General features: G+C 63.6%; 18 protein-coding genes. 11 read left to right on the top strand and 7 right to left on the bottom strand.

Features of this window, described 5'->3' with window-relative positions; all coding sequences use genetic code 11:
- Positions 1 to 133: 133 nt before the first annotated feature.
- The 3 genes from QRN51_RS09130 to QRN51_RS09120 are packed head-to-tail and all read left to right on the top strand — an operon-like array spanning position 134 to position 2,727.
- Positions 134 to 919 carry an alpha/beta fold hydrolase gene (locus QRN51_RS09130; protein WP_284989577.1) on the top strand — a complete coding sequence of 262 codons (786 nt, stop codon included), beginning with the start codon at positions 134 to 136 and terminating at the stop codon, positions 917 to 919.
- 19 nt (positions 920 to 938) lie between these two features.
- The gene (locus QRN51_RS09125; RefSeq protein WP_284989576.1) at positions 939 to 1,835 is read left to right on the top strand and encodes a hypothetical protein; all 897 of its coding nucleotides are present in this window, start codon (positions 939 to 941) and stop codon (positions 1,833 to 1,835) included.
- Between the two features lie 49 nt (positions 1,836 to 1,884).
- Positions 1,885 to 2,727, top strand: a complete 843-nt coding sequence (locus QRN51_RS09120; RefSeq protein ID WP_084784417.1) for an IclR family transcriptional regulator — start codon at positions 1,885 to 1,887, stop codon at positions 2,725 to 2,727.
- A gap of 145 nt (positions 2,728 to 2,872) precedes the next feature.
- Here QRN51_RS09120 and QRN51_RS09115 read toward each other — a convergent pair whose 3' ends face one another.
- Together QRN51_RS09115 and QRN51_RS09110 are read right to left on the bottom strand one after the other, a co-directional pair.
- The gene (locus QRN51_RS09115; RefSeq protein ID WP_284989575.1) at positions 2,873 to 4,369 is read right to left on the bottom strand and encodes a purine-cytosine permease family protein; all 1,497 of its coding nucleotides are present in this window, start codon (positions 4,367 to 4,369) and stop codon (positions 2,873 to 2,875) included.
- Positions 4,370 to 4,504: 135 nt separating this feature from the next.
- Positions 4,505 to 5,266, bottom strand: coding sequence for a FadR/GntR family transcriptional regulator (locus tag QRN51_RS09110; protein WP_284989574.1), 762 nt, complete (start codon positions 5,264 to 5,266; stop codon positions 4,505 to 4,507).
- A gap of 93 nt (positions 5,267 to 5,359) precedes the next feature.
- Between QRN51_RS09110 and QRN51_RS09105 the strand changes: the two genes are divergently transcribed.
- From QRN51_RS09105 to QRN51_RS09090, 4 genes are all read left to right on the top strand, one after another.
- On the top strand, positions 5,360 to 6,238 hold the full coding sequence (locus tag QRN51_RS09105) for a carbon-nitrogen hydrolase family protein (protein WP_284989573.1): 879 nt from the start codon (positions 5,360 to 5,362) through the stop codon (positions 6,236 to 6,238).
- A 10-nt stretch (positions 6,239 to 6,248) separates the two neighbouring features.
- A complete protein-coding gene (locus QRN51_RS09100) occupies positions 6,249 to 7,598 on the top strand; it encodes an APC family permease (protein WP_284989572.1) in 1,350 nt (449 codons plus the stop codon).
- A gap of 37 nt (positions 7,599 to 7,635) precedes the next feature.
- Positions 7,636 to 8,436 carry a carbon-nitrogen hydrolase family protein gene (locus QRN51_RS09095; protein WP_284989571.1) on the top strand — a complete coding sequence of 267 codons (801 nt, stop codon included), beginning with the start codon at positions 7,636 to 7,638 and terminating at the stop codon, positions 8,434 to 8,436.
- 82 nt (positions 8,437 to 8,518) lie between these two features.
- Positions 8,519 to 9,970, top strand: a complete 1,452-nt coding sequence (locus tag QRN51_RS09090; protein WP_284989570.1) for a purine-cytosine permease family protein — start codon at positions 8,519 to 8,521, stop codon at positions 9,968 to 9,970.
- A gap of 51 nt (positions 9,971 to 10,021) precedes the next feature.
- On the opposite strand, the gene QRN51_RS09085 is transcribed toward QRN51_RS09090, so the two are convergent.
- The 4 genes from QRN51_RS09085 to QRN51_RS09070 all read right to left on the bottom strand — a co-directional run bounded on the left by QRN51_RS09085 (position 10,022) and on the right by QRN51_RS09070 (position 13,750).
- On the bottom strand, positions 10,022 to 10,879 hold the full coding sequence (locus QRN51_RS09085) for an aldo/keto reductase (protein ID WP_284989569.1): 858 nt from the start codon (positions 10,877 to 10,879) through the stop codon (positions 10,022 to 10,024).
- Positions 10,880 to 10,903: 24 nt separating this feature from the next.
- On the bottom strand, positions 10,904 to 11,314 hold the full coding sequence (locus QRN51_RS09080; protein WP_284989568.1) for a (R)-mandelonitrile lyase: 411 nt from the start codon (positions 11,312 to 11,314) through the stop codon (positions 10,904 to 10,906).
- Positions 11,315 to 11,329: 15 nt separating this feature from the next.
- Positions 11,330 to 12,598: an MFS transporter gene (locus QRN51_RS09075; protein WP_284989567.1), complete on the bottom strand. Its 1,269-nt coding sequence runs from the start codon at positions 12,596 to 12,598 to the stop codon at positions 11,330 to 11,332.
- Between the two features lie 99 nt (positions 12,599 to 12,697).
- Entirely contained in the window at positions 12,698 to 13,750 is a 1,053-nt protein-coding gene (locus QRN51_RS09070) for an NAD(P)-dependent alcohol dehydrogenase (RefSeq protein WP_284989566.1), read from the bottom strand.
- 144 nt (positions 13,751 to 13,894) lie between these two features.
- Between QRN51_RS09070 and QRN51_RS09065 the strand changes: the two genes are divergently transcribed.
- The 4 genes from QRN51_RS09065 (at position 13,895) to QRN51_RS09050 (ending at position 19,963) form a co-directional block, all read left to right on the top strand.
- The gene (locus tag QRN51_RS09065; protein ID WP_284989565.1) at positions 13,895 to 14,563 is read left to right on the top strand and encodes a TetR/AcrR family transcriptional regulator; all 669 of its coding nucleotides are present in this window, start codon (positions 13,895 to 13,897) and stop codon (positions 14,561 to 14,563) included.
- Between the two features lie 7 nt (positions 14,564 to 14,570).
- Entirely contained in the window at positions 14,571 to 15,821 is a 1,251-nt protein-coding gene (locus tag QRN51_RS09060) for an FAD-dependent oxidoreductase (protein WP_284989564.1), read from the top strand.
- 147 nt (positions 15,822 to 15,968) lie between these two features.
- Positions 15,969 to 17,195, top strand: a complete 1,227-nt coding sequence (locus QRN51_RS09055; protein WP_284989563.1) for a S53 family peptidase — start codon at positions 15,969 to 15,971, stop codon at positions 17,193 to 17,195.
- A 599-nt stretch (positions 17,196 to 17,794) separates the two neighbouring features.
- Complete coding sequence (locus QRN51_RS09050) at positions 17,795 to 19,963, top strand: amylo-alpha-1,6-glucosidase (RefSeq protein WP_284989562.1); 2,169 nt, start codon at positions 17,795 to 17,797, stop codon at positions 19,961 to 19,963.
- 30 nt (positions 19,964 to 19,993) lie between these two features.
- Here QRN51_RS09050 and QRN51_RS09045 read toward each other — a convergent pair whose 3' ends face one another.
- The gene (locus QRN51_RS09045) at positions 19,994 to 20,665 is read right to left on the bottom strand and encodes an NAD(P)H-binding protein (RefSeq protein ID WP_284989561.1); all 672 of its coding nucleotides are present in this window, start codon (positions 20,663 to 20,665) and stop codon (positions 19,994 to 19,996) included.
- Positions 20,666 to 20,762: the final 97 nt, after the last annotated feature.

The following is a 20,762-nucleotide window of genomic DNA, read 5'->3' as shown; positions in this document are numbered from 1 at the left end:
CCTGTTTCCACTCTCCCGTGGGGCACTTAAGAAGCTCTTAAGAACTCCTGGACACGGCCCTTTCCCCTTGACCCGCACGTGGATGGGCCCCAGAGTTTAGGAACCTACTGTCCGCCACATCGAAGGGTCTGGGATGTCCGAATTTGCGATCTCGAAAGACGGTACCCGCATCGGGTATGACCAATACGGCGAAGGACCTGCCGTCATCCTGGTTGGCGGCGCGATGCAATTCAGGGGCTTCGACTCCAACACCATGGAAATGGCCAAGCTCCTGGCCGCCAAGGGGTTCACGGTGCTGAATTACGACCGGCGCGGCCGAGGGGAAAGCGCTGAGGCTCCGTCATTCAGCCTGAAGGACAACATCGACGATCTCGCCACGCTCATCGACATCGTGGGCGGCCAGGCCGCGCTCTTCGGGAGCTCTTCCGGTGGCTCGATTTCCCTGGCAGCGGCGGCAGCAGGCTTGCCCGTCACGAAGCTCGCGCTCTGGGAGACTCCGCTGAGCGAAGAACTCGGCGCCGGCGGGGCTGAATTCTTCGCCGGGCTCCAGGAACGGGTCGCCTCCGGCGACAAGGCCGGCACCATCGAGTACTACATGAAGGACATGCCGCCGGAGTGGCTGGCCGGAGCCAAGAACAGTCCAGGATGGCCCATCATGATCGAATTGGGCCCCAGCCTTTTGGCCGACGCCGAATCCCTCGCGTGGTCCCAGTCCGCGCCTCGGGCAGCGCTCTGGTCCGGCATCACCCAGCCCACCCTCGCGATAGTCGGCGAGCAGACCGTCCCGATCATGCCGAAAGCGGCCGACTCCATCGTGGCCAACATCCCGAGCGCCCGCAAAGCTACCATTCCAGGCGCCAACCACGGCTGGGAACCTAGCGTCATGGCCGACGCCTTGGCCGAGTTCCTCGCCGAGTAATACAGCACTCGCTTTCACCATGAACCTGGCCGGGATCGCCGTCGAGCTCTACACACTGGTTCCCTCGGCCTTCACGGCGGCCCGCACTGCGCGGGCCAAGGAAGCCAAGTCGGATGGGGATGCCGAACTGGCGAAACAAATCGCCCAGTTGCCCAAGCCTTCGACGGCGGCGTGGGCCGTCAACATGCTTGTCCGGCACGGCACCAAGGAATTCGCCGGCGTCCTGGAGCTTGGGGCCTCGCTCGGGCGAGCCCAGGAGCAGCAGGATCACGACCGTCTCCGCACGCTCGGCCAACAGCGCCCGCGCGTCCTGGGCGCCGCCGTCGAGCAGGCCCGGGCAGTGGCGGAAGGCCTCGGTGTCAAGGTCAGTGGCGCCGCCGCGATGGAGATCGAGGCCACGCTGAGGGCCGCCATGACGGATCCCGGCGCCGCCGCGGCGCTCCGCAGCGGGCAGCTTGTGCGTTCGCTCGCCACGAACGGATTGGAACCCGTGGATCTCTCGGGCGCGGTGGCGATTGCGGGCGCGCTTCCCGCGGTGGACGTCACCCAGGAAGAGCCCGACGACGGCGGGCGGCAACGGGGGCGGGCAGACTCACAGCGGGCTCGCGCCGACTCGGAGCGCGAACGCGAGAAGGCACAAACCGTACTCGCGGAAGCAGAGCGCAGTGCGGACAAGGCCGACCTGGAACTCGCGCAGGCCGAGCGCGAGAAGTCCGAGGCCTTGCGCCGGAGCGAGCAACTCGCCGTCGACGTCAAAGCCGCCAAGGACAAGCTGGCTGCATTGCAACAGGAGCTTGCCGCGACGGAGTGGGCGATCACCCTGGCTGAGCGGGACCGCAAGCTGGCAGCCCGGCTAGCCGAGCGGGAGCGCCGGGCCGCGGAAACGGCACGGGCCCGGTTGGAGGGACTTTCTTAGCGGGCGCAACGTCCGGTATACCGGACATTCCGAGGCGTATTCTAGGACAATGTACAGTCAATCGGTGCGGCCCAAGGCGCCGGCCGCGGCCCAGGTGCTGGCGGTTCTCAGATACGTTGCCGGACAGGCCGGCCCGGTCAGCGCGTCCATCATTGCGCGCGATGTTGGACTGCCTCGGTCCACCACGTATCAGCTCATTGCCTCCCTGATCGATGACGGCTTCCTGGTCCATCTTCCCGAGGAGCGCAAGTATGCCTTGGGAGTGACCGCCCATGAGTTGGGGACCGGGTATTCGCGGCAAGCTCCGATCCAGCGGATCGCCCGGTTCCCCCTGTCCCGGCTCGTCGCCCGGACCCGCCGGACTGCCCATCTTGCCGTGATGCACGGGCGCGACGTCGTTTACGTGATCGAGGAGCGGGCGCCGCGGCAAAGCCCCCTTGTCACCGACACCGGAGTCCGGCTTCCTGCCCACCTGACGGCCAGCGGCAGGGCGATGATGGCCCAGATGGACCCCGCCCAGGTGGCTGCGCTTTTCCCTGGGCCAGAGGCTTTCGCGGAGCGCCACAGCAAAGGCCCGCAATCCTTGCCCGCATTGCAGGACCTCTTGGCGCGGGCACGATCGCTCGGATACGCATGGGAGCAGGACGAGGTCACGGAGGGGTTTTCTTCTGTGGCGGTCGCCGTCCTCGACCGGCAACGCTATCCCGTGGCCAGCGTGACGTTGACGGTGTCGAACCGGGCGTTTCCCGGCGGAGGCACCCGTCACCGGGCCAAGGACGCCGAGACCCCGGAGGAAAGGGCGGTCCGCATCGAGGACGTCGCCCGCGAGTGGATTCCGGAAGTGACCAGGTGCGCGCGGGAAATTTCCCGCAGGCTGGGCACCCAAGCCTGACCCCGACGTCGTTCCCTCTGGTCGACTGGGACGCTCGCTCAAACATAGGACCAAATGCCAGGACGCTCGCTCACCAAAAGTGAGCGAGCGTCCGCCGAAAACACCCCAAAAGTGAGCGAGCGTCGGAGGGGGCACAGCCCAAAGGCTAGACTGCCGTGGTGTTCGACGCTGAGCCGGCTAGCGGCGCTATTGCCCCCGAGTCCGATTCCGCTGGGTCGGGTTCCGTCGGGTAGACCATCTCGGCCCGTGCGTTGGAGTTCCTCTTCGCCAGCGGGTAGAACACGATTGCCGTGACCACGAGGCCTACAAGCCAGGAGATGTCCGCCCCGCCGAGAAGCTCGGTCATCGGGCCGGTGTAGAGGGTCTGCGCCAAGAACGGGATCTGGACGACGATGCCGATCGCGTAGCTGAGCAGCGCTGTCTTGTTCCAACGGCCGTAGCGACCGTTCAGGTCGTAGAGGGCCGGAATGTCCACCTTCTCCTTGGAAACCAGGTAGTAATCCACCAGGTTTATGGAGCTCCAGGGGATGAACACCATCAGCAGGAGAAGGACGAAGTTCTTGAAGTTGGCGATGAAATCGGGGGAAGCAAGCACTGCGATGAGCACCGAGAGTCCGATAAAGCCGATCACGTAGGCGAACCGGGTCCATGACGCCACCGCGGACTTGCGGGTGAACGCCGTGACCGAGGTAAGCATGGTCATGTAGCCGCCATACGCGTTCAGCGTGTTGACGGTCAGTTTTCCGGTCACGATGACCAGGTAGATGACTACCGCGATCAGTCCGCCTCCACTCAGGTTCCCGAGGAAAGCGACCTGGCCGTCCAGGAACCGTGCACCCTTGGGCAATGCGAGGGCGGCGAAGAGAGCGCCCAGGGTCATGGACCACTGGGAACCAATCACCGTGCCGAAATAGGCCGACATGAAGGTCTTGCGTGCGGGGGTTTTGGAAGGCAGGTACCGGGAGTAGTCGGCGACGTACGGGCCGTAGGTCAGCTGCCATCCGGCGCCCAGCGAAATGGCGAGCAGGAAGGTGGGGAACTCGAAACTGCCGGCTCCCAAGAGTGCGCCGACGTCCTGGCTGGCCAACAACCTGATGCCCAGGTAGGTGAAGCCGAGGATACCGACGACGGTGGCAATGCGGCCCAACATGTGGATGTACTTGTAGCCCAGGGTCGCCACAACGATGGTCAGCACCCCGAAGACGATCATGCCCACGGCCGGGGTGCCCGTGTGGAGGATGAGACTGACTGCCTGTCCGGAGAGGACCGTACCGGTGGCGGCGAAGCCGAGGTACATCACGACCACCAGGACCAAGGGAATCACTGCCCCGAAGATCCCGAACTGTGCCCTGCTGGAAATCATCTGCGGCAGGCCGAGCTTCGGCCCCTGCGCCGCGTGGAGCGCCATCACAGCACCGCCCAAGAGGTTTCCGATCAGGAGGCCGATGATCGCCCACAGCGCATCCGCGCCGAACAGGACTGCCAAGGCGCCGTCGACAATAGCCGTGATCTGCATGTTCGCCCCGAACCAGAGCGTGAACTGCTGGCCAGGCGAACCATGGCGTTCATTTTCCGGGACAAAGTCGATGGAACGACGCTCAACGCGCGGCCCACCCGTTCCCGCTTTTCCTGTGGCCTGCATGCCTAATCCTCACTTTGACAACCGAAGTCCGATGTCCCCAACTGAGAATCAATCAGAGCATGCAAAGTGACAGTGATCACGGAAAGGGGGCGATCTTTAGTCCGATATCCCGGACGATAAGCCAAGAGCTGTTGTTCACCCGGATTGATGGCCGTCGCCGCCGGCGAGGCCCATGAACATCGTCTTGTGCAACACGTCCACGTGCCGCCGCGATACCTCCACCGCGCCGCGGTCGTCGCCGGCGCGCAAGGCGTTGACGAGCGCAATGTGGTCCCGATTGGACTCATGGAGAAACTCGATCGGGTACGGGATGAAGTATGCGTAGAGCTCCGCCAGCGCTTCGTTGTAGACGTCCACCGCAGCTCCCAGGCCCGAGCACGCCGCGACCAGCCTGTGAAACCTCTCGTCGGCCTGGTGATACTCGGACCAATTGCTTGATCCGGCCATCTCATGAGTCAGCCGCTCCAGCTCATCCAGCTGCGCTGCCGTGGCGTTGACGGCGGCGAAGTGGGTAACCGCGCATTCGAAGAGCAACCGACGGTCCACCAGCCGGTTCACTGCATGGGATTCGGCTGGCGACGCAGCGAGCTCTTCAAGGACGTTTTGCGGCGGCTCGTCGGCGACGAAGGTTCCGCCGCCGCGCCCCCGACGGCGGACAACGACCCCCTGGTCGGCCAGGCTCGCTAGGGCCCTGCGGGCGGTGATCGGGCTGACCGAAAGGCCCAGCGCGACGTCTTGCTGGTCGGGCAGCCTCTCCCCCGGCTGAAGCAGTCCCAAGGATATGGCCATGCCGATCCGCAACCGCACGGCGTCGATTGCGCTCCGGCGGTCGATTCCGAGCAAAGGGGCAGCATCGATGGGTGAGTCGCCGGTGGTGTCCTCGAGCTGACGGGTCATATCCGCTACTTTACGGGGCAAAATCCACCTTCCTTTTATTTGATCATTATGATCTAATATGAGGCGAGTCACAACGAGAACGTGGAGAAACCAGTGCAACGCATCCTTCCCCTCATCGCCGCCCAGGCGGCACCCCGACTGATCGGCGAACCGATCGAGGCCTTCGCTGCCGAAGTCGCCGCCGCCGTCGCGATCCAACCGCACAGCAAGCTCGTGGTCTTCCCGGAGCTGCACCTTTTCGGGGATTCCAACCCGGACCTGCAGCGTACGGAAGTGCTGCAGGACTCGGCCGAGCCGCTGGACGGTCCGCGCGTCAAGGAACTGCGGCAGCTCGCAGCTGACCTGGGGATCTGGTTGGTTCCGGGCAGCGTCTGCGAGCGCGGCCCCGAGGGGCAATTGTTCAATACCCAGCTGGTCCTTTCCCCCGAAGGCGAGCTCGCCGGCTACTACCGCAAGGTCTTCCCTTGGCGCCCCTTTGAGCCCTACGACCCCGGCGACCGGTTCACCACCGTCGACCTGGAAGGGATCGGCAGGGTGGGGCTAAACATTTGCTACGACGCTTGGTTCCCCGAGGTGACCCGTCAGCTGGCGTGGATGGGCGCCGAAGTGATCCTCAACGTCGTGAAGACCACGACGCCGGACCGCAAGCAAGAACTCGTCCTCGCCAAGGCAAACGCGATCGTGAACCAGGTCTTCATGGTCAGCGTCAACTGCGCGGGCCCTATCGGCAAAGGCCTCAGCCTGATCGTCGACCCCGAGGGAAACACGATAGCCGCGGCCGACGACGACGCGCCCACCCTTCTCTCCGTGGAACTGGACCTCTCCGCCGTCGAGCATGTCCGCACGCACGGGACCGAAAACCTCAACCGCCCCTGGTCCCAATTCCGCCCCGGCGAGCCGCCCATCGAGCTGCCTGTCTACCAAGGCCGCATCGACCCGACCACCTGGACCCCACGGTCCTCCAACTCCTAAGGAACCACCGGTGACAACGCAACCGAGCCTCACGCGCGCCCTGAAACTGCCCTCGCTGGTCCTGTTCGGGCTGGCCTACCTGACCCCGCTCATCGTGCTGGCGATTTTCGGCGTGATCGCCGAAACCACCGGCGGAGCATCCCCGTCGGCCTATCTGGTGGCCATGGTCGCCATGCTCTTCACCGCGCAGAGCTACGGACGCATGGCCGTTGCCTATCCGGTGGCCGGCTCCGCGTACACCTATATCCGGCGCTCCATCGATTCCCGGATCGGCTTCCTGGCCGGTTGGGCTGTCCTGCTGGACTACCTGTTCCTGCCGATGGTCATCTGGCTCATCGGCGGCTCGTACCTCACCGCGCAGTTCCCGGACATTCCCATCGGGGTCTGGATTGTCGCGTTCATCGCGATCACAACGCTGCTCAACGTGGTTGGCGTCAAGGTGGCTGACAAGGCCAACTACCTGCTGATGGCATTCCAGCTTCTAGTGATAGTCCTTTTCGTGGCCTTGTCCGTTGGAACCTTGGTCTCGACCTCCGGCGCGAGTGCCCTGGTCAGCTCCGCTCCATTCTTCAACGACACGTCGAGCTTCGACAAGATCACCGCCGGGGCCGCCATCGCGGCGTACTCGTTCCTGGGCTTCGACGCCGTCTCCACTCTCACCGAGGAGACCATCGAGCCGAAAAAGACCGTGCCGAAGGCGATCATGCTCGTCGCACTCATCGGCGGCGCGATCTTCGTCGTCGTGTCCTACACGACCCAGCTGATCCACCCCGGCGGGGTGTTCGACGATTCGGCGTCGGCGGCGTCGGACATTGCCCTGAAGATCGGCGGGCAGTTCTTCGGCGCAGTCTTCCTGGCCGGACTCGTGGTGTCCCAGTTTGCCTCCGGACTCGCGGCGCAAGCCAGCGCCTCACGATTGCTCTACGCCATGGGCCGGGATTCCGTCCTGCCGAAGAAAGTCTTCGGGGCGTTGAACAAGTCCTTCCACACGCCGGTATTGAACCTGGTCATCACCGGCGCGGTGGGACTCATCGCCATGTTCCTGGATGTCGCCACCTCGACGTCGTTCATCAACTTCGGTGCCTTCACCGCCTTCACCCTCGTCAATGTCTCGGTCATTGCCTACTACCTGCGCCAACGACGCTCGGGGAACCGGCTCAGCGTAATGTTCTACGTGGTCATGCCGGCTGTCGGAGCCATCATCGACGGTTTCCTGCTCTCCCAGCTCGATTCGAATGCCATCACGCTCGGACTGATCTGGCTCTGCGTCGGCGTCGGGGTACTCGGCATCATCACCAAGGGGTTCCGGAAGGCGCCGCCGGAAATGGTGATGGAGGAAAAAGAAGCCGCGCTGGTATGACGACGGAACACAGTAAACGGGGAGAAACGAGGACTGCGTGCGCATCACCCTAGCCCAGCTGGATTCCGGCACGGACGTCGGCCGCAACCTCGACCTCATCGCGGATTACTGTGCCCGGGCCGCCTACGAGGGCTCTGAGCTCATCGTGTTCCCGGAGTACTCGACGTACGAGAAAAGCCGGGTGGACCGGAGCTTCGTGGACATGGCCGAACCCCTTGACGGCCCTGTGGCTTCCACGCTCTGCGCGACGGCGGCACGCTACGGGATCGCCGTCGTCGCGGGTCTCCTGGAAGCGCCTGGTGACGGAGACGGAACTAAAGAACCGGACCGGGCATTCAACACCTTGGTGGCGATCGGTCCGGACGGTTCCCTCCTCGCCAGCTACAGGAAGATCCATCTGTTCGACTGCCAAGGATTCCGCGAATCGGAGTACATCAGACCGGCGCCGGAACCATTGCCCGTCACCTTTTCCTGCGGCGGCATGACGTTCGGGTTGATGACCTGCTACGACCTGCGCTTCCCCGAGTTGGCGCGCATTCTGGCCGACGCCGGGGCCGAGGCGCTCCTCGTCTGTTCTTCGTGGGTTCCCGGTACCGCAAAGACCGAGCAATGGGCCACATTGGCCAAGGCCCGGGCAATAGAGAACGGCGTGTACGTGGCGGCGGTCTCCCAGACTCCACCGGTATCCATCGGCTACAGCATGCTCGTGGATCCCCTCGGGACTGTCCTGCACAGCCTCGACACGGAGCCGGCCACCGCCACGCTGGACCTCTCCCCGGATGCCGTTTTGGCAGCCAGGGACCAGTTCCCCACATGGCGGCACCACCGGCTCCCCTAGGAATCTCGCGGCCTCTTCTAGGCCGCCCCACTCTGTGCTAAACCAAAGTCAAGATGCACCGATGCTCCGAAGGAGATGCACCATGAGCGCAACGACGGACAAAGGATCGAGCCGAGGGCTGGAGATCCGGTCGATCGACTATGTTCCACTGAACGAGCGCCACGGAAAGGTCTCGCACATCGGACCGCTGTGGTTCGTCAGCAATGCCCAGATCGCCACCCTGGCAGTGGGGTTGATCAGCATCACCACCGGCGGCAACTTGATCTGGTCGCTGCTCGCGATCGCCATCGGGGTGCTCGTCGGCACGCTTTTCATGGCCGCGCACTCCTCGCAGGGCCCCCAGCTCGGCCTGCCACAGATGATCCAGTCCCGGCCGCAGTTCGGCTACATCGGCGCCCTTCTGGTTTGGCTCTTCGCCTACCTCCAGTACGCCGGCTTCAACATCTTCAACACCATCCTGGCCGGCCAAGCGATCTCGGAGTCAGTCAACTTCGGGTCGCAAAACCTTTGGTTCTGGGTGGTCACCATTGTCGCCGTCGTCATTGCCCTGTTCGGCTACGACCTTATCCACGCCTTTGAGCGCTACCTGACGTACCTGACCATCATCATGCTGGCGTTGCTCACCATTGCAGCCGTGAAGCTGGCCATTCCCGCTGGCGCATACAACCTGGCTGACTTCCACATGGTGCCGTTCCTGGGCCAGCTGGGGGTCGCGGCCGGCTACCAGATTTCCTGGGCCATCTACGTCTCTGACTACTCCCGCTACCTTCCGCCGGCCAGCGGACGGGGCACTTTCAGATGGACGTTCTGGGGCAGCGCGCTCGGCGGTATTTGGGTGATGTTCCTGGGCGCGTACATCGGTGCGGCCGCCGGGGAGAACTTCGAAACCATCGGCTCGATCAAATCCACGGCCGACCAGCTCTTCGGCGGATTCGGTGGCATCGCCCTGTTCGTCGCCGCCCTGGGCTTGCTGTCCGTGACGGCCCTGAACATGTACGGCGGTTCGCTGACCTTGATATCGTCCATCGACAGCGTGCGGCAGATCCGGCCAACGCTAAGGCTCCGGATCATCACGATCTCCATCACCGCCCTCATTTCCGTGGTCTTGGCGAACCTGGCCTCGGCCGACTTCCTCGCCAACTTCAACGACTTCCTGCTGCTGGTGCTGTACTTCTTCATTCCGTGGACGGCTGTCAACCTCACCGACTACTTCATCGTCCGCAAAGGCCACTACGCCATCGCGGAGATCTTCAAGCCCGATGGGATCTACGGACGATGGGGCTGGCCCGGCATCATCTCCTACCTTGTCGGCTTTGTGGTGATGATTCCCTTCTTCTCGGCAGGCAAGCTCTTCGTCGGGTTCATCGCCCACGCCCTGGACGGCGCCGACATCTCGCTGTTTATCGGGCTCCCGGTCTCCGCAGGGCTGTATTGGCTAATGACCCGACGTATCGACGTCGAGGGAGAGACCCGCATGGCCAAGGAAGAGGCCGACGCCCTGGAGGCGGCCGCGCACGAACACCTGCTTCCGTAACTCCGCCGGACTAATGGGGTAGGAGTCAGGCAGTGGTCCAACCCCGGCGCCTCAGTTGATCCTGCGATTGCCGAGCCAGCTGACCATGGCGGGGTCGCGGTGGTCGAAGAAGAGGCTGGCCCCGGTGTCCAAGGCGGCGATCCGGCTCATCTGCTCGTCGGTAAGGGTGAAATCGAAGACGTCGAGGTTCTGGGCCATGCGTTCGGGCCGGACGGACTTGGGGATGACGACGACGTCGCGCTGGATGAGCCAACGGAGAACCACCTGTGCGACGGACTTGCCGTGCGCATCGGCGATGGTGCTGAGAAGCGGGTTGGTGAACAGGTTGTTCTTGCCTTCGGCGAAGGGTCCCCAGGACTCGATCTGGACACCGCGTTCGCGCATCATTGCCTGGTCGGCCGCGCGCTGGTGGAAGGGGTGGGTTTCGATCTGGTTGACTGCCGGGACGATCTCGTTGTGGTCGATGAGATCTACCAGCCGGTCGAGGTGGAAATTCGAGACCCCGATCGCGCGGGCAAGGCCGTCCTGGTGGAGTTCCTGCATGGCGCGCCACTCGCTGTAGTAGTCGCCCAACGGCTGGTGGATCAGGTACAGGTCGACGTAGTCGAGTCCGAGGCGGCGGAGTGAGTTGTCGAAGGCGCGCTTGGTGTCGTCCTGGACGCTGCCTGCCGGGGCGTGCTGGATCCAGAGCTTCGTGGTGATGAAGAGTTCGTCGCGGGCGAGGCCGCTGTTCTTGATGGCCAGGCCAACGGCCTCTTCGTTCAGGTAGGAAGCGGCGGTGTCCAGGTGACGGTAACCGGCGTCGAGCGCGGCTTCCACCGCGGCCTGGGTTTCCTCGTCCGGGATCTGGAAGACGCCGAAGCCGAGGATCGGCATTTCGACGCCGTTGTTAAGGGTGACGGTGTTCATGGGTTTCCTTCGCTTGGATGGGGGTTATCGGCTGATTTGGGCGTGGGCGGCTTGGTAGTCCTGTTCACTGACGGGCTCAAGCCAGGTGGCGCTCTCCCCGTTGTCGTGCTCCACCAGGGCCAGGTGGCACATCATCTTGTCCTGGGTGGCGCCGTGCCAGTGTTCCTCGCCGGGGGGCGTGTGGACCGTGTCCCCTGCGCGCATGAGGATCACCCTGCCGTCCCGGGTGGCAACGAACCCGGTGCCATCGGTGCAGTGCAGGGTCTGGCCAAGAGGGTGGGAATGCCAGTTCGTACGGGCACCGGGGGTGAAGCGGACCATCGCCGCCACGAGACGTGAGGGCGCCTCGCCGTTGTGGAGCGGATTGAGGTAGACGTCTCCCGTGAATCTCTCCGTAGGGGCTTTGACGGTCGGGGTGGGGGGAACGAGTTTCATGGCTTCTGCCTTTCGCTAGTGCCGTGATTGTTGTGCGTGCCGAAGCGGCAGGGACACCGCTACGAGGACCAGAAGGAGAAGGGCCGTGATACTCAGGTTGATGCGCAATCCTGCCATGAAGTCCTGACCGGCGAGTGCGGCACCGAAGATCGCGACGCCGAGGGAGCCTCCGAGCTGCCGGGCGGTATTGACCGCGCCGCTGGCGGTCCCCGCCAACTCCGCCGGCAGATGGTCCAGGATGAGGGCAATGATCGGCGGAACCGTGAAGGAACCTCCGACGCCGACGGGCACCATCAGGAACGCGACGAGCAGGGTCGGCGCATTGCCTGGCAGGAGGCAGAGGCTCGCCAGCCCCGCGGCCATCAGCAATTGGCCAGAGACGATCGCGACTATGCGCCCGAATCGCTCCGCGAACCTGGCCACGAGGGGATTCAGGAGGGCAACAAGCCCGGTCATGGGCAGGAACAGAAGCCCGGTCTCCAGGGCGCTGGCTCCGCGTTCCTGTTGGAAGTAGAGGCTCTGGAGGAAGACGACGCCGTAGAACGCCGCCATGGTGACCCCGGCGACAATCAGGGCCGTGGAGACTGCGCGTGAACGGAACAAGTCGAGCGGGATCATTGGGTGGCTTCCCCGTGCTTGTGCTGCCACGAATACGGCTGCGGATGCGACACATATGGCGAACGTCAACAGGATGTGGGGGCTAGGAGCCACTCGGGAGAGGACCAGCAGGGCTGCCACTCCCACCGGAAGGTTGACGAAGAAGATCAGTCTCCAGTCCAGTTGCGTGAGGATGCCCCCGAGCACGGGCCCGGCAGCAGCGGCGACCGAGCCGCCCAGGCCCCAGTACACGATTGCCCTTCCGCGACGCGCAGGATCGTGGAACGCCTCCCGGATGAGGGCGAGGGACGTAGGGGTAATCATTGCCGCACCGATGCCCTGCAGGACGCGTCCGGCGATGAGTGCAGGAAGGCTCGGGCTGAACCCGCATGCCATCGAGGCAACGGTGAAGAGAATCATGCCGATGCCGTAGGCGCGACGCGCCCCAACGCGGTCTGAGAAGGTCCCTGCGAAAAGCTGCAATGCCGAGAACATCAAGGTATAGCCGGTGACTATCCACTGCAGGCCGGAAAGGCCACCGCCGAAATCATTCCGGATCTCCGGCAGCGCGACGTTGACAATCTGGGCGTCCAAGGCGACCACGAAAAATCCGAGCATGGCAACCGCGAGAGATGCGCGCGGACGCGCCACGGCTTCCGGAAAGGATTTGACGGTAGTCACGGACATGGTGGCCTTCCAAGCAGGGAAACGGGGACTGATTCAAGAAAACCAGTCCCCGTGTCCGCGTGGGAGTGCCTGTTATAACGTGTACTGCCAGTGCCTGTTTCAGCTGCCTTGAGCTTCTTGGATGGTGATCGCGATTTTCCCCCGCACTTTGCCGGCGTCGAAATAGCGCATGGCGTCCGGAACCTGCTCCAGCGGATAGCTGCGGTCGACGGTCGGGGTGAGGGTTCCGGCGTCGATGAGCCCGGCAAGGTATTCGAGGTCTGCAACGCCTTGCGTCCCTATGACCATGGTGAGCCGCTGACCGATGAACGGGGACAGCGCGAGGGCCCTGAATTGCCTGTCGATACTGCCCGTCCAGGAGCCGCCTTCTTCGCCGCCGGTGATAACGGCCGTGCCGGTAGGCGTGAGCGCCTTGCGGAGGCGTGCCAGGGTGGGGTTCCCGGCAATATCCAGGATCAGATCGTAGTGTTTGGTGCCGTCGGCGAAGTCCTGCGTGGTGTAGTCGAGGACGTGATCGGCACCGAGCGAGCGCACCAGGTCCATTTTGGCGGCACTGCACACGCCCGTGACTTCAGCCCCGGCAGCTTTTGCGAGCTGCACAGCGTAGCTGCCCACTCCTCCCGAGGCACCAAGGATCAGAACCTTCTGTCCCGGCGGTATCCGGCCCGCGGCGCGAAGGGCCTGCAGCGCAGTGCAGGCGGAAACCGGGACCACCGAGGCTTGTTTGAAACTGATGTTCGCCGGTTTGAGCGCCAGTTGGCTTTCGCGGGCCGTCGCATATTCAGCGAAGGAGCCCTTCCCGACCCCGAAGACCTCGTCGCCGACGGCGAATCGGGTCACTGCTGCTCCGACCGCCGTGACCGTGCCGGCCAAGTCCATCCCGGGCACAGGATTTTTGGGGGCGCGGACGCCGAACGCCAGGCGCAGCGCGTAAGGCAGGCCCCGGGTTACATGCCAGGTCCCCCGGTCCAGTCCTGCAGCGTGGACCCGGACCAGCACCTCGTTCTCGGCAATCGTCGGTGTGGGGATCTGCGTCAGGTGCAGGACGTCGGCGGAGCCGTAAGCCTCCTGCACGATGGCCCGCATCGTAACCTCCGGCTTTTGCGAGCCGCCTGAAATCGGAGTCTCCGCAGCATGCTGACCAGCGGTCATGGCCGTTCCTTTCCAGTCATTTGGGGTGTTCAGCTACTTTTTCGTACGCTGTACCAAAAAGATTATCGTACAATGTACTAAACCGCTAGACCCCCTGCACTAAATCGCTGGAGTGCTGCACCAACTAGAGTCCAAGGAGTCCCGATGCCGGACACTGCACAGCCCCTCCCCCAGCGACGCCCTCCGTTGAGCCGCGAAAGGGTGCTCGGTTGCGCTGTGGATCTCGCTGACGAGTCAGGAATCGCCGCGCTGACCATCCGCTCGCTCGCCCAGAGCATGGGAACCAAGCCCATGTCGCTCTACTACTACGTGGCCAACAAGGATGAAATTTTGGATGGCATCGTGGACATGGTCTTCCACGAAATCGCATTACCCTCCCCCGCGGGCGACTGGCGGGAGGAAATGCACCGGCGGGCACACGAAGTGCGCAGCGCGCTCAAGCGCCATCCTTGGGCGGTCGGGCTGCTGGAAAGCCGCTCCGCCCCGGGCGAAGCGAACCTGCGTCACCACGAAGCGACCTTGGCGACCTTGAGGGCAGCAGGCTTTTCCGTCCAGATGACGGCCCATGCCTATGCCTTGCTCGATAGTTACATCTACGGATTCGCACTCCAGGAAGCCGCCCTTCCTTTTGACGGCAGGGACACCGCCGCCGAGATCACAGCGCCGATCGTTGAACGCTTTTCGACCGGGCAATACCCCCACATGATGGAGATCGCCACCGAACACGTCCTCAAAGCCGGCTACGATTTCGGGGATGAGTTCGACTTCGGGCTGAACCTCATCCTTGACGGCCTCAGCCGGTCGATGGGGTGAGCCAGGGATGTCCAGCGAATCCGAAACCACACCCGGCCCCGGCCTCGGCCCACGTTCTTGGGACACGCAGTGTTGCGTGGTCGGCGGTGGACCGGCTGGCATGATGCTGGGCTACCTGCTGGCCCGCGCCGGAGTCGAGGTGACAGTGCTGGAGAAGCACGCCGATTTCTTCCGTGACTTCCGGGGCGACACCATCCATCCTGCGACTACCGACATACTGGCCGAACTGGGATTGCTGGACGAGTTTCTGAGCCTGCCGCACACGGAGATACCGGAACTGCGTCTCGGCATCGACGGACAGACCTTCGGGCTGGTGGACTTCCGGCACCTGCCCTCCCGATGCAAGTTCATGGCGTTCATGCCGCAGTGGGACTTCCTGACCTTCTTGGCCACCCAGGCCATGCAATACCCCACCTTCCGACTGGAAATGAGTACCGAGGCCACCGGCCTACTCCGCCACGGTGAGCAAGTGATCGGCGTACGGGCACGCACTCCCCAGGGCGAAGTAGAGATCAGGGCGGATCTCACGGTGGCGTGCGACGGGCGGTTCTCCCTTATCCGGGAACACGCGGACTTGCCGCTAAGGGAGTTCGCAATGCCGATCGACGTGCTGTGGTTCCGCGTGCCGCGCAGCGAGGATGCGCCGCCGACCCTGGGCTATGTCGGCGGCGGGCAGATCGTGCTCGCAATCGACCGCGGCGACTATTGGCAGTGCGGCACGATCATCGGGAAAGGAACACTCCCGCAGGTTCAGGCCGCGGGGCTGGCCGCCTTCCGCGACCGGGTGGCACGTGCCGCACCGTTCTTGGCCGCCGGCCTGGCCGCGCTGACCGACTGGGACCAGATCAAGCTGCTGTCCGTGCGCTCCAATCGGTTGAGACGCTGGTGCGAGCCAGGCCTGTTATGCATCGGCGACGCCGCCCACGCTATGTCGCCGGCCGGAGCCGCCGGGGTGAACTACGCCATCGCCGACGCCGTCGCCACGGCCAATCACCTCGCAGTACCACTGCGCACGGGCACCATCGCCGTCGCCGACCTCCAGCGCGTGCAACGACGACGCGAACCAGCGGTAAGGATCGCACAGGCATTGCAGCGACAGCAGACACGCCAACTCGCTCGCCTTGCCCAAAACAACCCACCCGTCCAACTCATACGGCTCATCAGCCACACGCCACTGGTCAAACGCCTCTTGGGCCGCATTGTGGGCCTCGGTTTCCGTCGCGAACACACCCACAGCCCCCACCTCACCAACCACTAGCAATCGAACCGCAAATCTCCCCGGTGTCGCATGAGACCGCAGGGGTGGATGTGACATGGGTGACAATAGTGGCGTTTGGTGCGAAGCTTGTCACGCCGAGTTGACTATCCTGTCAAGTCGGATCTTATTGTTCCTCAGGGAGGTTTCGTGAAGAAGATCCTTAGCGTTTCCGGGACGTTGTTGCTGTTGCTGAGTGCGTTCTCAGCCACAGCACCGGCCGCAGTTGCCCAACCATCTCCGTCCGCCAACTGGCATGCGGAGAAGGTCTGCGCCGATGTCCCAGCCGGCAATGCGTCGTGTTTTGCGCTCAAGTACGTCGATGATTCGACGACTCCGGGCAAGTCGTCGCCGGGAGGACAAACCAAACCCGCTTCGAGCACGCCGCCCGCCACCGGCAAGACCCCCGCGGACATCCAGAGTGCCTACAACATCACAGGCCTCGCGTCTGGCGGCAGAACCGTCGCAATCGTGGATGCCTACGGCTATCCGAACCTGGAACGCGATCTCGGCGTTTACCGCTCACAGTTCGGCCTCCCGGCATGCACGGTCAGCAACGGCTGCCTCACCATCAAGGACCAAAACGGCGGCAACAAGCTTCCCAGGTTCAATTCCGGATGGGCCGACGAAACGGCCCTCGACGTCGACGCCGTCTCTGCAGCGTGTCCGGACTGCAAGATCCTGGTAGTGCAGGCGACAACAGCGAGCCTCAGCGACCTTGGGACAGCCGTGGCAACGGCCGCAAAACAGCCCGGCGTCGCGGCGATCTCCAACAGCTACGGCGGCGGGGATTCAGCAGACTCCAGCTACGGCACGTACTACAACCACCCGGGCATCGCGGTGACAGCGTCAACCGGCGACAACGGGTATACCGGCTCGTCCTACCCCGCTTCCTCGAGTTACGTCACCGCCGTGGGAGGCACATCGTTGGTCAAGAACTCCAGTGCACGCGGGTGGGGCGAATCTGCCTGGTCCGGCTCGGGATCCGGATGCTCAAGTGTCAATGCCGCGTTGCCAGCGGCTGCCACGTTCGGCACTGGGTGCAGCAAGCGCGCCTCGGCGGACGTCTCCGCCGTCGCGGATCCGCAGACCGGCCTGGCAGTGTACGCGCCGAGCAGCAGCACCACCTCGTCATGGGCCCAGTATGGAGGGACCAGCCTCTCCTCGCCCCTGATCGCGGCCATGTACGCGCTTTCCGGGAACACAGGCAGCTCCTCGGCACTGGCCAACTCTCTTCCGTACACGAACTCCGGGAAATTCAATGACGTCGCCTCGGGTTCAACGGGCACGTGCTCCACGAGCCAATGGTGCCTCTCCGGCACCGGATGGGACGGACCCACGGGCGTCGGCACTCCGAACGGGGTTGCCGGACTCTAAAAAGCAGTAACTGCCTGAAGGGTGGCCGGCGTCCAAGGATGCCGGCCATCCTTCTGTCTGTGAACGGGCAGTGTCACCACCTTTTCTGCCGGAAGCAGGGGGTGTCTCCCCCGTTAAGGGCATCGACGACTGTCTCCCTTGCCGGATAGAAGGAAAGGCAATCGCCGCGGCCGAGTTGTCTCCTTGTTCGGCGGCCTTGATTACTGTATAGGCCCAGCTGCACCATTTGCATCGGCGCAAATCCCACTAGGTCTTCAACGAAGCCCTGCGGACTGGCCGGGCCCATCGCCGGCGCCCCAATTCGAGGGAACTTCCATGCCGCAGCGTTCAGCGCCGTCGAGGCTTCCCCGCCGAAACCCGGACGATAGTGTCCGAATGAACGTCGGATCTCGAGTTCCTCGGTCTCACGGCACAGCGCCACTCGAGACATTCCTGCCAGCGGATTCGTTCGCAGCACGAATGTTTTCCGCGAGCCAACGCGGTCTATGGCACCGGAAGGCCGACAAGCGTAGCGTCTGAAACGACAACGAAGTCGGCGGCCGCAGTCGGGCCGGACCTGATTCGTTGCGTCGTGCCAAACCCTGTCGAAGGGATCCAACGTGGCGGGATGGAATGCCGAAACAGCGGCAGGTCCGATGGGGACCGGGTCGGTCACCTTGGTGGAGGGATCGTCCTTCTGTATCTCTTCGCCGAACGGAGACATCCAGCCAAGTCACCCGCATGGGGTTTTTGTTCAAGACACGCGAATCCTCTCCAGCTGGGGCCTGACTATCAACGGCCAATCACTGGAGCCACTGGCGGCGGAGACGAAGGAACCGTACCGGGCGCTCTTTGTCGGGCGCGTTCCTCGCACGGATGGCTACGCTGACAGTCCATTAATTGTTGAGCGGCTAAGGGAAGTAGGTGCCGGCCTCCTGGAACAAATCACCATCCGCAATTATTCGCTCAGTCCAGTCGAATGCCTGATCCAGCTGATCGTCGAAGCGGACTTCGCCGATGTATTCGAAGTCAAGGAAGCCAGGATCGAGCGACGCTGGGACGAAACCCGAAGGCCGGACGGCAATTCACTTACCATCCAGGCAGTCTGGGAGGGCGTCAGCAAAGGAGTCGTCATCACGGCCGTTGGCGCCGAAATTGAGGGAGGGGTACTGAGGTATCACGCGGTGGTGGAGCCTGGCGGTGACTGGAAAACCGTGCTCAAAGCAATTCCGTCTGGTGAGGGAACTGGTCGCGGGAATCTTTTTATGCATCCGGACCTTCGCGAACCGTCGCCGAGCGATTTACGCCGACGGGAGTGGGTCGCCAAGATCCCGGTGCTGCAGATGGGGAACCACTCGATTGAACGGACCTTGCAACGCAGCTACGACGATCTGGGAGCCCTAAGGATCGAGGATCCGGAACATCCGGAGCGAGTGGTTGTGGCTGCCGGAGCCCCGTGGTTTATGACCCTGTTTGGGCGGGACTCGCTATGGACCTCCCTGATGGCGCTCCCCGTGGACCCGTCCTTGGCATTGGGCACCTTGCAGACGCTGGCGGACCACCAGGGCACGATGGTGGACCCGATGACCGAAGAGGAGCCCGGCAAGATCTTGCACGAGGTCAGGCTCGACGTCTCGAGCAGCTTGGCACTGGGTGGCAAGTCCGCCTACTACGGCAGCGTCGATGCGACTCCGCTGTTCGTGATGATGCTCGGAGCGGTCAGCCGCTGGGGTTTCTCCCCCGATGCCACCGCTGCGTTGCTACCCCATGCGGACCGTGCGCTGGCCTGGATCCGGGACTACGGGGACAAAGACGGCGACGGGTTTGTCGAGTACGCGCGCCTCAATGACCAGGGCCTGATCAACCAGGGGTGGAAGGACTCGTGGGACGGCATCAATTTTGCCGACGGAACCTTGGCAGAGCCGCCGATCGCGTTATGCGAGGTGCAAGCTTACGTCTACGGCGCATACATGTCCCGGGCCTGGATGGCGTACGACGCCGGCGATGAGGCTCTAGGGGCCGAACTCGTGGACCGCGCAGTGCAGCTCAAGACACGATTCAATGAGCAGTTCTGGCTGCCCGAGCGCGGCTACTACGCCATCGCGCTGGACCGGGACAAGCGGCCGGTCGACGCCTGCGCGTCCAACATGGGCCACTGCCTGTGGTTTGGCATCGTCGACGAGGACAAGGCGCCGATGGTGGTTGAACGGCTGATGTCTCCGGAAATGTTCAGCGGTTGGGGAGTCCGGACTCTGGCCAGTGACATGCGAGCATACAACCCCGCGAGCTATCACAACGGATCCGTTTGGCCCCACGACAATGCGATCATTGCCATGGGCATGGTGCGTTACGGCTTCATTGAGCAGGCGCAGCGTATTGCGACCGCTATACTCGATGGCGCCGAATACTCAAACGGGCGGCTGCCGGAGCTATTCTGCGGCTTTGGCAGGGACCGACTCGCACAGCCTGTGCCCTATCCGACGGCTTGTTCCCCCCAGGCGTGGGCGGCAACCGCACCGATCGCGCTGGTGACCAGTCTGATGCGGTACGACGCACATGTTTCCCGTGGTGGCGTGTGGTTGGATCCCGTGCTTCCGAAGTCCTTTGGCGACCTGCACATCAGCAACGCACCGACGGGCCGCGGACCCATCACTATCGACGTCCTCGGAGACGCAGCCACAGTCCACGGCCTGCCCGAGGGCCTGACGATTCATCGCGGGCACCGGCCGTGGATGACTGAGCTGGTGGAGCAAGCCAGACAGCAGCGAAAGCCGGGCCGGGACGGCTAGGCTCACGCGCGCAGGAGGCCCGCGGTTGTCCTAATGCGAGTGCGGCCGGGCTCCATCAACGAGCTGGGCAACAGCCTCGGCCGCCAACGTGTGCCCATCGGTCAATTCCACAATTGTGCGGTTCAGAGCCGGGTTATGCAGTGCTGCATCAATGAACGCGGCCACGTTGTCCCGGTGTACGTCGCCGTATTCGATCGCGAGTCCGGCTGTGACTCGACCATCGCCCGGCTCATCGCGAAGAAGACCGGGGCGGACAATCAGCCAGTCTAAGTCGGTTCGGGTCAGATACACGTCTGCGGTTTTCTTTGTCCGCATGTAGTGCTCGAAGCGGTCGTTGACCAGCCCGCCACGCCCTGAGTCTGGGAAGGCTGACACAAGCACGAACCGCAGCACTCCCGCGCGGGCGGCAGCGTCAGCCGCCTTCTCGAGGCCCTTGCCATCGATAAGCGTCGTCTGGTCAAGGCCTGTCCCGTGCGCACCGGCAGAGAATACGACGGCGTCGTGCCCCTTGATCCTGTCAGCGAGCGTTTCAACGGAGTCGGCAATGAGGTCGCCGACGACGGGCGTCGCCCCAGTGGCTGCCACGGTGTCTATCTGGGCGGGGTTCCGGAACATGCCCGTGACTTGGTCGCCCCGCTCAACAAGCAACTGGGCCAAGCGGCGACCGACTCCACCGGCAGCGCCTATCTGGAGTACCCTCATGTTTCGTCTCCTATTCTGCAGTAGCGATACTACGTGATTCGACAATCATCGTAGTACGATAGATACCGTACTATATAATCGCTCCGCGAAAGAACTT

This window comes from Arthrobacter sp. efr-133-TYG-120, assembly GCF_030209785.1.
Lineage (GTDB): Bacteria > Actinomycetota > Actinomycetes > Actinomycetales > Micrococcaceae > Arthrobacter.
This window is presented reverse-complemented; position numbering and strand designations above follow the sequence as displayed.

Coding starts and splice junctions, on each gene's coding strand:
- QRN51_RS09130 (WP_284989577.1), top strand. CDS start 134: ATGTCCGAATTTGCGATCTCGAAAGACGGTACCCGCATCGGGTATGAC.
- QRN51_RS09125 (WP_284989576.1), top strand. CDS start 939: ATGAACCTGGCCGGGATCGCCGTCGAGCTCTACACACTGGTTCCCTCG.
- QRN51_RS09120 (WP_084784417.1), top strand. CDS start 1,885: ATGTACAGTCAATCGGTGCGGCCCAAGGCGCCGGCCGCGGCCCAGGTG.
- QRN51_RS09115 (WP_284989575.1), bottom strand. CDS start 4,369: ATGCAGGCCACAGGAAAAGCGGGAACGGGTGGGCCGCGCGTTGAGCGT.
- QRN51_RS09110 (WP_284989574.1), bottom strand. CDS start 5,266: ATGACCCGTCAGCTCGAGGACACCACCGGCGACTCACCCATCGATGCT.
- QRN51_RS09090 (WP_284989570.1), top strand. CDS start 8,519: ATGAGCGCAACGACGGACAAAGGATCGAGCCGAGGGCTGGAGATCCGG.
- QRN51_RS09085 (WP_284989569.1), bottom strand. CDS start 10,879: ATGAACACCGTCACCCTTAACAACGGCGTCGAAATGCCGATCCTCGGC.
- QRN51_RS09080 (WP_284989568.1), bottom strand. CDS start 11,314: ATGAAACTCGTTCCCCCCACCCCGACCGTCAAAGCCCCTACGGAGAGA.
- QRN51_RS09075 (WP_284989567.1), bottom strand. CDS start 12,598: ATGTCCGTGACTACCGTCAAATCCTTTCCGGAAGCCGTGGCGCGTCCG.
- QRN51_RS09070 (WP_284989566.1), bottom strand. CDS start 13,750: ATGACCGCTGGTCAGCATGCTGCGGAGACTCCGATTTCAGGCGGCTCG.
- QRN51_RS09065 (WP_284989565.1), top strand. CDS start 13,895: ATGCCGGACACTGCACAGCCCCTCCCCCAGCGACGCCCTCCGTTGAGC.
- QRN51_RS09060 (WP_284989564.1), top strand. CDS start 14,571: ATGTCCAGCGAATCCGAAACCACACCCGGCCCCGGCCTCGGCCCACGT.
- QRN51_RS09045 (WP_284989561.1), bottom strand. CDS start 20,665: ATGAGGGTACTCCAGATAGGCGCTGCCGGTGGAGTCGGTCGCCGCTTG.